Here is a 12,458-nt window from a genome sequence, read left to right on the forward strand (position 1 = left end):
CTCACTTTCCGTCAGGACCAACGAATGAGCCATCAACTCGACCCCCTCTTCAAGAACAACAAGGACTGGTCGGACCGCATGCACAGCGAGGATCCAGAGTTCTTCGCCCGACTTGTAAACCAGCAGTCGCCCGAATACCTCTGGATCGGGTGTTCGGACAGCCGCGTGCCGGCCAACCAGATCATCGGCCTTGCACCGGGCGAAGTCTTCGTCCATCGCAACATCGCCAACGTGGTGGTGCACACCGACCTCAACGCACTGTCCGTCATTCACTACGCAGTGGCAGTGCTGCGGGTGAAGCACATCCTCGTGGTGGGCCACTATGGCTGCGGCGGCGTCAAGGCCGCCCTCAATGACAACCGGATTGGCCTCACCGACAACTGGCTACGCCATGTTCAGGATGTCCGCGACCGCCACGAGAGCCTGCTCAACGTGATCGAGGATCACGCCGACCGGGTAGACCGCCTGTGCGAACTCAACGCAATGCAGCAGGTCGTCAGCATCAGCCAGACATCAGTGCTGCGCGAGGCATGGGAGCGGGGGCAGGACGTCAGCATTCATGGCTGGTGCTACGGGCTGGACGACGGCCTGGTGCACGACCTCGGCATCAGTGCCACCTGCCGCGACGAGGCGCTGGAACTGTACCGCAACGGCATCGAACGCATGAGCCGCGACTAAGCCATGATCCGGCTCGGGATCGACCTTGGGGGCACAAAGATCGAGATCGTTGCCCTTGCCGGCGACGGCCGCGAGTTGTTGCGCCGGCGCGTTCCGACGCCTCAGGGGGATTATCGCGCCACGCTGGAGACCCTGGTCGAACTGGTCGGCTTTGCCGAGGCCAGACTGGGCGAGCGCACCAGTGTCGGGGTCGGCACGCCGGGCTCGCTGTCGCGGATGGCGGGCTGCATCCGTAACGCCAACTCGACCTGTCTCAATGGACGCCCGCTGCGGCGCGATCTCGAGGCCATGCTCGAGCGCGAGGTCAGGCTCGCCAATGACGCCAACTGCTTTGCCGTTTCCGAGGCCACCGACGGCGCAGGCGCCGGGGCGGAAACGGTGTTCGGCGTCATTATCGGTACCGGCGTCGGTGGCGGGGTGGTCGTGGGCGGTCGTCTTCTTGCGGGAGCCAACGGCATTGCCGGCGAGTGGGGGCACTCCCCGCTGCCGCTGCCCACCACCGAGGATCTACCGCTCCCCCCGTGCTATTGCGGCCGGCGCGGCTGCATCGAAACCTATCTCTCAGGCCCCGGACTTGCCGCCGATCACGCACGCCGCCATGGCGGCGGACTGAGCGCCCATGAAATTGCGGACGCAGCGGTGGCGGGGGATGCGGCCAGCGAGGCCACACTGCAGCGCTATGAAGCGCGGCTGGCACGCGCGCTGGGCACGGTGATCAACCTCATCGACCCCGACGTGATCGTCCTCGGCGGCGGCCTGTCGAGGCTCGAGCGACTGTATGCCAATGTGCCGGCACGCTGGGCCGAACACGTCTTCTCCGATCAGATCCTCACCCGGCTGCGACCGGCCCGTCATGGCGACTCGTCCGGCGTGCGCGGCGCAGCCTGGTTGTGGCCTGCGGGCACTGAAGCCCGCTAGCATGCTGGCCCGGGTGGGGGCCGCCGACGTTTCACGCCAATGACTGCGCACGCTCAGACATCGAGCGGATCCACATCGAGCTGCCAGCGCAGTTCCCGTGGCGTGCGCTGGGCGTAAAGCATTGTCATCCACTGCCCCAGAAAGCCCTGCAGATCCGCACGGCTGTCCGCCTCGACCAGCAGCTGTGCCCGCTCGCGGCGCGCAAGCCTGGACATGCGCATCGGCACCGGATCGAACAGGCGCAGGTTTTCGGGCGCACACGACTGGGCCAGACGACGGGCGTGCTGCAGAAACTCGACCGCATCCGCCAGCGCCGGTGCATCAGCCCGCAACATGGCCTGGTGCGTGAATGGCGGGAAGCAGGCCACCCTGCGCTCATCCAGCGCCATCTTCGCGAAGGCGTCGAAATCATGGCGCCCGAGGTGCTGATAGAGCAGGTGGCCCGGGTACTCGGTCTGTATCAGCACCTCGCCCGGCAGGCTTCCCCGCCCCGCGCGCCCCCCGACCTGCATCAGCTGCTGGAAGAGCCGCTCTGGCGCACGAAAGTCAGCCGCATGGAGCGAGGAGTCTGCCCCGACGACCCCAACCAGGGTGAGCTTGGGGAAATCGTGCCCCTTCGCCATCATCTGGGTGCCGACCAGGATGTCTGCCTCGCCGGCAGCGATCTTGTCGAGGAGCGCCTCCCATTGCGCGCGGGTACGCGCGGCATCGCGATCCACGCGCAGCACGCGGGCCTCGGGAAAAAGCTCGTTCAGTCTGGCTTCGATGCGCTGGGTGCCGCGACCGAAGGGCTGGATATCCTGATTGCCACAACTCGGGCACGCATGCGGAATCCCGCCATCGCAGCCACAGTGGTGACAACGCAGGCGCCGATCGGCCAGATGCACGACAAGGTTGGCCGAGCAGTGCGGGCAGCGGCTCACCCAGCCGCAGGCCGGACATGACAGCACCGGCGCATAGCCGCGGCGGTTGATGAAGACCAGGCTCTGCTCGCCACGCTTCAGACGCTCGGAGATGGCCGCGTGCAGGGCCGGGCTGAGGCCTTCGTCGAGCTTCATGCGCCGGATGTCCACCGCACGTACCTTGGGCAGGGTCGTCGCCACCGCACGATGCGTCAGGCGCAGCAGACCGTAACGCCCGTTGCCGGCATGCTGCCAGCTCTCCAGCGACGGCGTCGCCGAGCCGAGCAGCACCGGCACAGCGCGCTGGCGCGCCCGCCACACGGCGACATCGCGTGCCGAATAGCGGACCCCCTCCTGCTGCTTGTACGAGGCGTCGTGTTCCTCGTCGACCAGGATGATGCCAAGACGGGGAAGGGGGGCAAACACCGACAGCCGGGTGCCGAGTACGATGTCCGCATGGCCGCTCAAGGCCTGGACGAAGCCACGCGAGCGCGCCCCTTCGGCAAGCCCCGAATGCAGGCTGACCACGTTGGCTGCCGGAAAGCGCTGCGCCACCCGGTTCTCGAGCTGGGGCGTCAGGGCAATCTCGGGGACGAGCATCAGCACCTGCTCACCAGCCGCCAGCGCCCGCTCAGCGAGACGCAGATAGATCTCGGTCTTGCCGCTCCCGGTCACCCCGTGGAGCAACCAGGCCTGGAAGCCGGTGCCGGCAGCGACCACGGTATCGATCACCGCGGCCTGTTCCACGGTCAATTCAGGCCGTCCGGCAGCAAGATGCCGCCCACCACCATCGTCACGTGGCACCAGCCAGCCGCGCCGGATCAGGTCGCCCACCGCACTCCCCGCCTCAAGCGCCCGCACCGCGCTGCGCCGCGCGGGCCCGCCCAGCGCGTCCGTCGCCCGCAGCAGCGTCAGCGCCCGGCTCTCACGCCGCGCCTCGGTGAGTGCCACGCGGCCGGCAGCGGACAGCTCGAGCACGGGGTCGACATCGTCTCCACTCACCCCGTCCGCACGACGCAGGCCCGGCGGCAGCGCCAGGGCCACCACTTCGCCCAGCGGAGCGTGGTAGTAGCGCGCAACGAAACCGACGAGTTCGAGCCAGTCGGCCGGGAGGGGCGGGACCTCACGCTGAACATGACTCACCACCTTGAGGCGACTGCGGTCTATATCCGCCTCGGCGGGCAAGGAAACGATCAATCCGCTCTTTTCCCCGCGTCCGAAGGGCACGCGCACGCACCGGCCAATATCCGAATCAACTGCATCTTCTGCAATGTAATCAAAGAGTTGTGGGATCGGAAGAGGTAATGCAACGCGTATGATCGGCATGGGGAATAGCGATGTATTCTGAATAGTTCTTTTTTTTCAGTTGTTTAGCGTTGAAACTTGAAGCCGATACGCGAAAAACAGCGCTAAACACTTGCCCCTAAACCACCCCTTCGTCTTGTCCACAAAAGCTGTGGATAACTTTGTGGGAAACCAGGGTAAATCGGGCTGAAACCAGCGTGAAACAAGCACTTCTGTCACTTTGCCTTAACATAGTGGAAAGTTTTTATTCATATAAATCAACGCGTTGTGAAATTTACTGCATATCCGCACTATTTCGGTGAATATTTTTACCCAAATGGCTTCCGTGTGCATAAGTCAAGCGAAAAACCCACTTTTTTTTGTTGACATGCACCGGAAGTAGTAAGCGAAGTTACCCCTCCCGGCGCCGTCAGGAAGCGCTCGCTCAGCCTTGAGCGCGCACGATGCGGCTGTGTTCATGCGCCGTATCGACCATCACCGCCACATTCTCCGGCGGCGTGAACTGCGAAATGCCATGACCAAGGTTGAAGACGTGGCCAGGATGGGCACCGAAGGCGTCGATCACCTTGCGGGTTTCGGCTGCAACAACCTCTGGCGGTGCGAAGAGCACGTTGGGGTCGAGGTTGCCCTGCAAGGCCACCTTGTCGCCCACCAGCTGTCGGGCGCGGCCAATGTCCATGGTCCAGTCCAGCCCGACTGCGTCGCTGCCGATACCGGCAATCGACTCCAGCCACAGTCCGCCGCCCTTGGTGAATACGATGCTCGGCACACGCTCGCCATCGCGCTCGCGAATCAGGCCTGACACGACTCTTTCGAGATAGGGCAGGGAGAACTCCTTGTACGCGGCCTCCGACAGCACCCCGCCCCAGGAGTCGAACACCATGACGGCCTGGGCGCCCGCTTCGATCTGGGCGTTGAGGTATTTGACCACCGCGTCGGCAGTCACGCTCAGGATGTGGTGCATCAGGTCAGGCCGGCTGTAAGCCATGCTCTTGACCTTGCGATAGTCGTCCGACGAACCGCCTTCGACCATGTAGCACGCCAGCGTCCACGGGCTGCCGGAGAAGCCGATGAGGGGGACGCTGCCGTCGAGCGCGCGACGGATCTCGGCCACGGCATCCATGACGTACTGCAGCTCGACGTGAGGATCGGGTGCAAACAGGTTGCGGATCTCCCACTCTTCGCGCAGCGGGCGTTCGAAGCGCGGGCCCTCGCCTTCGGCGAAGTAGAGCCCCAGCCCCATCGCGTCCGGCACGGTCAGGATGTCGGAGAACAGGATCGCGGCATCAAGGTCATAGCGTGCCAGCGGTTGCAGCGTGACTTCACAGGCCATGGCCGGGCTCTTGCACAGCTGCAGAAAGCTGCCCGCGCGTTTGCGCGTCTCGCAGTATTCCGGCAGGTAGCGTCCGGCCTGGCGCATCAGCCACACGGGCGTGTATTCGGTGGGCTGGCGCAGCAGGGCGCGCAGGAAAGTGTCGTTCTTAGGGCGGCTCACGTCGAGTCCTCTTTTCCAGCCGATTGGCAACAAGGCGTGATTATCGCCTGTCACGGGCCCGGATGGGTTGAGCACCGTCAGTTTGGCAACCCGAGAAGGTAGCGGACGCAGGCAGGACAGCAGAAAACGCCGCCCCGCAAGCGCGCCATCACGACGCGCCAGAGCTGTGCGCGGCGGGTCGTCACGGCGCCCCGATGCGCGTGCGCAGGAGCCCTTACCGGCGCCAGAATGCCGGCGTCATGACCACCAGCAAGGTGAAGATCTCGAGCCGCCCCAGGATCATCGTGAACGACAGCACCGCTGTCTGAAAATCATTGAGCGACTGATAGTTGGAGGCCGGGCCCACGGCATCGAGCCCCGGACCGGTGTTGTTGAGACAGGCCACCACCCCCGAAAACGCGGTGATCAGTTCGAGGCCACTGGCCGACAGCAGCAGGGTCAGCGACACGATGCTGACCATGTACATGAAGCTGAAGCCGAGCACCGCGTGAAGAATCCCCTCCGAGACGGGCTGCTTGCCCATCAGGACCGGGCGCACCGCATTGGGGTGGAGCGAACGGATGATCTCGCGAAACACCTGCTTGTACAGGATGATCGCCCGCATCATCTTGATCCCGCCGCCGGCCGAACCCGAACACGCAATGAAGCTCCCCAGGAACAGCACCCAGATCTGCGCGAACATCGGCCACAGCGTGTAATCGTAGGTCGCCAGACCCAGCGACGTGGAGATCGACACCACATGAAAGGACACATAGCGCAAGGTGGTGGCCAGGTCGGCGTGCACGTTGAACTGCATCAGGTAGAACGTCAGCAGCAGGATGCTGACGATCAGGACTGCGAAGAAGAAGGGAATCTCGGGGTCACGGAAGTAGGGCAGCAGCGAGCGCCGCGACAAGGCCAGATAGTGGGTGGCGAAGTTGAGCGCGGAAGCCAGCGCAAACACCATGGCCACCATTTCCACATCGAGATTGTGGAAGTGTCCGAGCGAGGCGTCCTTGCTCGAAAAGCCGCCCAGCCCCGCGACCGAGAACGCATGGATGACCGCATCCCAGCCTTCCAGGCCGGCGAACCAGAGGCTGAAGCCACAGCCGACGGTGAGCAGGATGTAGGTGAGCCACAAGCCCTTGGCCGTCTCCGCGATGCGGGGCGTGAGACTGCTCTCCTTCATCGGCGTGGGCACCTCGGCCTTGAACAACTGCCGGCCGCCGATGCCGAGCAGAGGCAGAATGGCGACCACCAGCACGATCACCCCCATGCCGCCGATCCAGTGCATGAAGGTGCGCCACAGGTTGATCGAGGTCGGCAGGTCGTCCAGCCCGGTGAGGATCGTCCCGCCGCTCGCCGTCAGGCCCGATACCGCTTCGAAGTACGCGTCGACCAGAGACAGGTGCGGAAGGTAGCCCAGCAAGGGCAGCGCGCCGAAGACCGGCAGTACCACCCAGGTGGACGCGACCAGCAGAAAACCGTCGTGCACCCGCAGGTCGCGGCGACGCCCGCGCGTCCCCAGCCACAGCAGCGCGCCACACAGCAGGGTCACCACGATCGCCTGATCGTAGGCCATGGTCGCGCCATCGTCGAGCCAGAACGAAACCGACAACGGAAACAGCATCAGCAAGGCGAAGATCACGATGATCAGGCCAAGCGCGTTGAGGGCAGGGTAGTAGGCGCGCACCGGAGACGAGTACATGAACTTAAAGGAAGGTGAAGCTGACCTGGAACAGCTTCTCGACCTTGCTCACCAGATTCTTGTGGGTACAGAACACGATCACGTGATCCTCGTTCTCGATCAGCGTGTCGTGGTGGGGAATGATCACCATCCGCCGGATCACCTTGCCGTCACCACCACGCCGTTCGTCACGCACGATCGCGCCAATCGTCGCGCCCTTGGGCAGGGTGATCTCGTCGATGCGACGCCCCACCACCTTGGAGTCCTTGGGCTTGCCGTGCGCAATGATCTCGAGCGCCTCGGCGGCCCCGCGGCGAAGGCTATGGACCGCCACCACATCGCCACGACGCACATGCGCGAGCAGCGATCCAATGGAGGTGTGTGCGGGCGAGATCGCGATGTCGATCGGGCCGCCCTGCACCAGGTCGACGTAGCTCTTGCGATTGATCAGCGCCAGCGTGCGGCGCGCGCCCATGCGCTTGGCCAGTGAAGCGGACATGATGTTGTCTTCTTCATCGTTGGTCAGCGCCACGAACAGATCGGTCTCGTCGATCCCCTCATTCTCGAGCAGCTTCTCGTCGGTGGTGTCACCCCGCAGCACGAGGGTATGGCTGAGCTGGGTTGCCAGCATCTCGGCCCGGCGCTTGTCGACCTCGAGAATCTTGACGTGATAGTCGTTCTCGATCGAGCGTGCGAGGCGGAAGCCGATGTTACCGCCGCCGGCAATCATGATTCTCCGCATGGGCTTGTCGGTGCGGCGCAGTTCCCGCATGACCTGCCGGATATGCACGGTCGCCGCCAGACAGAACACTTCGTCGCCGGGGACGATCACCGTGTCGCCCTCGGGAATGATCGGCTCGCCATTGCGGTAGATGGCGGCAATGCGCACCTCGACGTTGGGCAGGTGAAAGCGCAGCGCCTTGAGTGGATGCCCCACCAGGGGGCCGCCCTCGAACGCACGGACACCGATCAGGCTGACCACGCCATCGGCAAAATCCAGCACCTGCAGCGCCTCGGGAAAGGCAATCAGGCGCTTGATGTGATCGGTGACGATCTGCTCGGGGCAGATCGAGAAATCGACCGCGAAGTTGTTTTCGTCGAGGAGTTCGGGGTGGTCGACATAGTCGGTCGAGCGCAGGCGCGCAATCCGCGTGGGCAGATTGAACAAGGCCTTGGCCACGCGGCAGGCGCACAGGTTGGTCTGGTCCGACTGCGTCACCGCGATCAGCAGATCGGCGTCTTCCGCGCCCGCTTCGCGCAGGACGGACGGCGACGCAGCGTTCCCGCACACCGTGCGTACTTCCAGCCGCTCGCGCAATTCCGCGAGGTAGTCCGCACTGGTGTCGACGAGGGTGATGTCGTTGGCTTCAGATACCAGATTTTCAGCAACCGACGCACCGACCTGGCCGGCACCAAGAATGATGACTTTCAACGGGATAGCCCCAGATGAACGCAAGAGCGGCCGATTCTACGCGGTGTTTCATCGACACGAAACAGAATGTTGCAATGCAGCAACCTGCGTATCGATACGCCAACCGTCGCGCCCACGTGGTCTATCCCTTAAGCATCAGTTTTCTTCGTGGCGCCGACCGGCCTGCAGGCCCAGCTGCTTGAGCTTGCGATAGAGGTGCGTGCGCTCCAGCCCGGTCTTCTCGGCAAGACGGGTCATGTTGCCACTCTCCAGCCTGAGGTGGTGCTCGAAGTACATGCGCTCGAAAGCCTCACGGGCTTCACGCAGCGGCTGATCGAGCGGAATTGCACTTGCTGCCGCATCGGGGTTGGGCGCCAGCAGACGTCGCACTTCGGGCAGGCCGATCTCCTCTTCGAGCGTTGCCAGCGCCAGCGACCTCACCGCGGCGCGCAACTCGCCATAGCCTCCGGTCCAGCTGTGCGTGCGCAGGTGATTGAGCGCAGCCGTGGAAAACCGGCGCAGCGGCACATCGTTCGCTTCGACCAGATGCAGCAGCACCTGTGCTGCAAGCTCGGGTAGATCGTCACGGATGTCACTCATTGCCGGTGGCGCCAGGCTGATCTCGAACAGGCGGTCGAGCACGGCCTCGTCCCAGCCCTCGCTAAGCAGTGCATCGTGACTGCGCTCGGTCGCCACCACCAGACGCAGGTCGTAGCGGTCAAGGCGCTCGAGCGCGAAGGCGAGATTCTTCTGCTGCGCACGCGACAATCGTGCGAGCTCGGCGACATACAGCAGCCCGCCCTGGCTCGCCTGCAGCTGGTTGATGTCCAGCGGCACATTGACCGCCGTGAGGTCGAGCCAGGGTGCGCCACCAGCCTGCAGGCTGCGCGCGACCAGTTCGGCCAGACTGCCTCCACCGACGCGCAGCAGGAGCACTCTCGAACTGTCCGCGATCTGCTCGATCCGCCGCTTGAGCTCGCGCAGCGGCGCAGAGCGCGTAAAGGCCGCGAGCGTCAGCGGTGCCGGCGCGCCACTTGCGACCGGGCGCTGCAGGCCGCGCTTTACCGAGGCCAGCAGCTTCTGCAATGCGATCGGCTTTTCCAGATAGTCGATGGCGCCGATGCGGGTCGCCTCGACCGCCGTGTCGATGGTGCCGTGGCCGGACATCATCACGACCGGCATGTTCAGCTGGCCGTTGGCCGACCATTCCTTGAGCAGTGTGATGCCGTCGGTGTCGGGCATCCAGATGTCGAGCAGGACCATGTCGGGGCGCTCTGCATTGCGCGCAGCGCGCGCCGCAGCCGCGTTCTCCGCGAGCTGGATGTCGTGCCCTTCATCACGCAGGATCTCCGAAAGCAATTCCCGGATTCCCATTTCATCATCAACGATGAGTAGCTTGGCCATGGTTCAGTGTTCACCGTTTGTCAGGATCGTCCGCAGACGAATGCGTACTTCGGCTCCGCCGATGTCGCGATTGGCAATTCGTATTTCGCCCCCGTGCTCAGCCACGATCTTTTTCACCATTGCCAGACCGAGTCCGGTTCCCTTTGACTTGGTGGTGAAATAGGGCTCGAAGGCACGGGCGAGAATCTCGGCCGGGAAACCCGGGCCGTTGTCACGGCAGACCAGCAAGACCCGGTCGCCGTCAGCGCGCGCAAGCAGCGTGATCTCGGCGTCGTCTTTGCCGAGCACCGCATCCTGCGCATTTTGCAGCATATTGTGAATAATCTGGCGAATCTGCGATGCGTCGCCCAATACCTTGGGCAAGTCTTCCCCCACCTGCAGGCGAATGCGCACCGCAGCGCTTTCGTAAAGGTGCAGCACCTCGCGCATCAGCGCCGCAAGGTCGAGGGCAACCAGCTCCGGAGCGGGCAATCTCGCGTAGTCCCTGAAGGCATTGACCAGATTCTTCATGGCCTCGACCTGATTCACGATCGTTCGGGTCGCGCGTTCGAGCATCGCCTTGCCGTTATCGTCGAGCTGGTCTGCAAGCTTCAGCGCCAGGCGTTCGGCCGAGAGCTGGATCGGTGTCAGCGGATTCTTGATCTCGTGCGCCAGGCGCCGGGCCACCTCGGCCCACGCAGCGGTGCGTTGCGCATCGACCAGCCGGGTGATGTCGTCGAACACGACCACCAGACCGCCCCCAGTGCTTTCCGGCAGGCGGGAACCATGCACCAGCAGGGTCAGCGGCGTACTGTCAGGCGAGGGGATCTCGATCTGCTCGTGCCAGTCGCTCTCGTGCGTCGCAAAGCCCTCGAGCAGCGCATCGCGGAACACCTCGTGATGCACCCAGTCGGCTAGTGCGATTTCTTCGAAACCGGCAAGGTCATCGGCAAGGATATCCATCGCACCGCGGTTTGCCGCGCGCAGGGTGCCATTGCCGGCAAAGGCAAGCACCCCGGTGGACAGGTTGGCGAGTACGCTTTCCAGGTAGGCGCGGGCGGCCTCGACTGCCGCACGGTTGCGGTCCGCAGCCGCACGGGCATCTTCAAGCTGACGCACCATCTGGTTGAAGGATTGTGTAAGGACCCCGAGTTCGTCGCGCGCCGGCAGAGCCTGGCGGGGGCGATAGTCGCCCTGTGCCACGGCCTGAGTACCTTCAGCCAGGATCAGCAGGGGGGCGGCCAGTCTGCGCGCCAGCACGAAGGCAACCGCCATCGCGGTGAGCAGTGCGAGCAGCAGCGTGAGGGTCAATGTAAGGCTGTAGATGCGCTTCAGACCATCCCGCCCAAGGGTGAGCTGCTGGTAGTCCCGATAAGCCTCCTGTACGGCCTCTGCGTGGCGCGAAAAGGTATCCGGCACGGGCTGAGTCAGCTGCAGAAGCTGGGGCTCGTTCAGAATTGAGCGCGTCGGGATCGGCACCACGACCCGGATCACCAGTCGCCCGTCCGGGTGGCTATCGACCGTGCTGACGCTGCGGCTCTGCCGAGCCTGGCGCAACTGCGCTGAGGAGGGCAGATCGGGCAGCAGGGCGACGCCACCGTCACTGGCGGTGGCAACAACCTGCCCATTGGGCGCGAGCACCGTGGCGTTGCTCACGCCCGCGGTCTCGCGCAGACGGTTGAGTGTTGCAGGCGACACCGTCTCGAAACTCTCAAGGTCGAGCGCCATGTCGCCGGCCTTGGTGTTGACCTGGCTCACCAGATAGTCGAGCGCGTTCTGCCCAAGCGCGATACCCCCTTCAAGCGCCGAGTCGACCCTAACGTCAAACCAGGATTCGATGCTGCGCACGACAAACTGCAGCGACACGGCATATACGACCAGACCGGGAAGCAGCGCCATCAGCGCGAACATCATCATCATCCGGTACTTGAGCCGGGAACCGAACTTGCGGGCGCGGTACTCCCGCCACAGCGAGCGCAACTGGACGCCGACCAGCCCGGCCAGACCCACTGCGACCACGCCATTGAGCGCAAGCAGATAGGGATAACGATCGGCGAACAGGTCGGAATTCGCGCTGGCCGAGGTCAGCAGATAAAGCGATATGCCTGCAATGGCGGCAATGATCGCGAGCGCAACGCGTTTCATCGGGACGTCGCCGCCCCGGGCAGGAAGGTCCAGCGCAACCACTCGGTGCCGACATTCCAGTCGCGGCTGCCGATTGCGGTGACCTGAAAGGGCTTGGGCAACTGCGCGGTATCGTGACGAAAGCGGAGCGATACCTCATGCGATACGCCGGGCGCGAGTTCATCGGGGCCAGCGATCTGCCAGTTCCGGATGCGCTGCATGGTCAGCAGTGCGGAATCGAGATTGTCGAAGCTCTGATGAAAAGCGCCCATCGACAGCCGGTAGCTGCGCGTGATGGCGTGGTACGAAATGCGGTAGTTGAGCTCGCGCTCCACCACGACTTCGTTCAGCCAGTACCAGCGCGGCCGCTCGACCACCAGTTCAGCAACGAAATGGAGCGCGACGCCACGCGTAATGGCATCGGTCAGTCGTGAGTTGATATCGAGTTCGATATCCGCGTTCAGTACATAGCCCCCCTCCCCCGGCACAATCTCGGCAAAGGTAATCCTGCTGTCGTCGGCCGCGAAGGCCGAGAGCGACACCAGCGCCAGCATCAGAAAAAGCCGGCGAAAGAGA

General features: G+C 64.0%; 9 protein-coding genes. 2 read left to right on the forward strand and 7 right to left on the reverse strand.

The features are described 5' to 3' along the window. The first annotated feature begins 24 nt into the window (after positions 1 to 24). Together can and CEW87_RS05380 are read left to right on the forward strand one after the other, a co-directional pair. The gene (can, locus tag CEW87_RS05375; RefSeq protein ID WP_108971777.1) at positions 25 to 678 is read left to right on the forward strand and encodes a carbonate dehydratase; all 654 of its coding nucleotides are present in this window, start codon (positions 25 to 27) and stop codon (positions 676 to 678) included. Positions 679 to 681: 3 nt separating this feature from the next. Further along, positions 682 to 1,596, forward strand: a complete 915-nt coding sequence (locus CEW87_RS05380; protein ID WP_108971778.1) for an ROK family protein — start codon at positions 682 to 684, stop codon at positions 1,594 to 1,596. A 53-nt stretch (positions 1,597 to 1,649) separates the two neighbouring features. Here the strand turns inward: CEW87_RS05380 and CEW87_RS05385 are convergent, their stop codons facing one another. From CEW87_RS05385 to CEW87_RS05415, 7 genes are all read right to left on the reverse strand, one after another. Continuing rightward, entirely contained in the window at positions 1,650 to 3,824 is a 2,175-nt protein-coding gene (locus CEW87_RS05385; RefSeq protein ID WP_108971779.1) for a primosomal protein N', read from the reverse strand. A 403-nt stretch (positions 3,825 to 4,227) separates the two neighbouring features. Further along, positions 4,228 to 5,298 carry a uroporphyrinogen decarboxylase gene (hemE, locus tag CEW87_RS05390; protein ID WP_108971780.1) on the reverse strand — a complete coding sequence of 357 codons (1,071 nt, stop codon included), beginning with the start codon at positions 5,296 to 5,298 and terminating at the stop codon, positions 4,228 to 4,230. Positions 5,299 to 5,512: 214 nt separating this feature from the next. After that, a complete protein-coding gene (locus CEW87_RS05395; protein WP_108951417.1) occupies positions 5,513 to 6,970 on the reverse strand; it encodes a TrkH family potassium uptake protein in 1,458 nt (485 codons plus the stop codon). A gap of 19 nt (positions 6,971 to 6,989) precedes the next feature. Continuing rightward, positions 6,990 to 8,396 carry a Trk system potassium transporter TrkA gene (trkA, locus tag CEW87_RS05400; protein WP_108949900.1) on the reverse strand — a complete coding sequence of 469 codons (1,407 nt, stop codon included), beginning with the start codon at positions 8,394 to 8,396 and terminating at the stop codon, positions 6,990 to 6,992. A gap of 135 nt (positions 8,397 to 8,531) precedes the next feature. Then, positions 8,532 to 9,779, reverse strand: coding sequence for a sigma-54-dependent transcriptional regulator (locus CEW87_RS05405; protein WP_108971781.1), 1,248 nt, complete (start codon positions 9,777 to 9,779; stop codon positions 8,532 to 8,534). 3 nt (positions 9,780 to 9,782) lie between these two features. Then, positions 9,783 to 11,903, reverse strand: coding sequence for a sensor histidine kinase (locus CEW87_RS05410; RefSeq protein ID WP_108976953.1), 2,121 nt, complete (start codon positions 11,901 to 11,903; stop codon positions 9,783 to 9,785). After that, on the reverse strand, positions 11,900 to 12,436 hold the full coding sequence (locus CEW87_RS05415; protein ID WP_108976955.1) for a DUF4390 domain-containing protein: 537 nt from the start codon (positions 12,434 to 12,436) through the stop codon (positions 11,900 to 11,902). The genes CEW87_RS05410 and CEW87_RS05415 overlap by 4 nt, the downstream gene beginning before the upstream one ends. Positions 12,437 to 12,458: the final 22 nt, after the last annotated feature.

This window comes from Parazoarcus communis (assembly GCF_003111665.1).
Classification (GTDB): Bacteria; Pseudomonadota; Gammaproteobacteria; order Burkholderiales; family Rhodocyclaceae; genus Parazoarcus; species Parazoarcus communis_B.

Bases quoted from the DNA above. Each gene is read 5' to 3' on its own strand.
- CEW87_RS05415 (WP_108976955.1), bottom strand. From the start codon at position 12,436: ATGCTGGCGCTGGTGTCGCTCTCGGCCTTCGCGGCCGACGACAGCAGG.
- CEW87_RS05405 (WP_108971781.1), bottom strand. From the start codon at position 9,779: ATGGCCAAGCTACTCATCGTTGATGATGAAATGGGAATCCGGGAATTG.
- CEW87_RS05385 (WP_108971779.1), bottom strand. From the start codon at position 3,824: ATGCCGATCATACGCGTTGCATTACCTCTTCCGATCCCACAACTCTTT.
- CEW87_RS05410 (WP_108976953.1), bottom strand. From the start codon at position 11,903: ATGAAACGCGTTGCGCTCGCGATCATTGCCGCCATTGCAGGCATATCG.
- can (WP_108971777.1), top strand. From the start codon at position 25: ATGAGCCATCAACTCGACCCCCTCTTCAAGAACAACAAGGACTGGTCG.
- CEW87_RS05380 (WP_108971778.1), top strand. From the start codon at position 682: ATGATCCGGCTCGGGATCGACCTTGGGGGCACAAAGATCGAGATCGTT.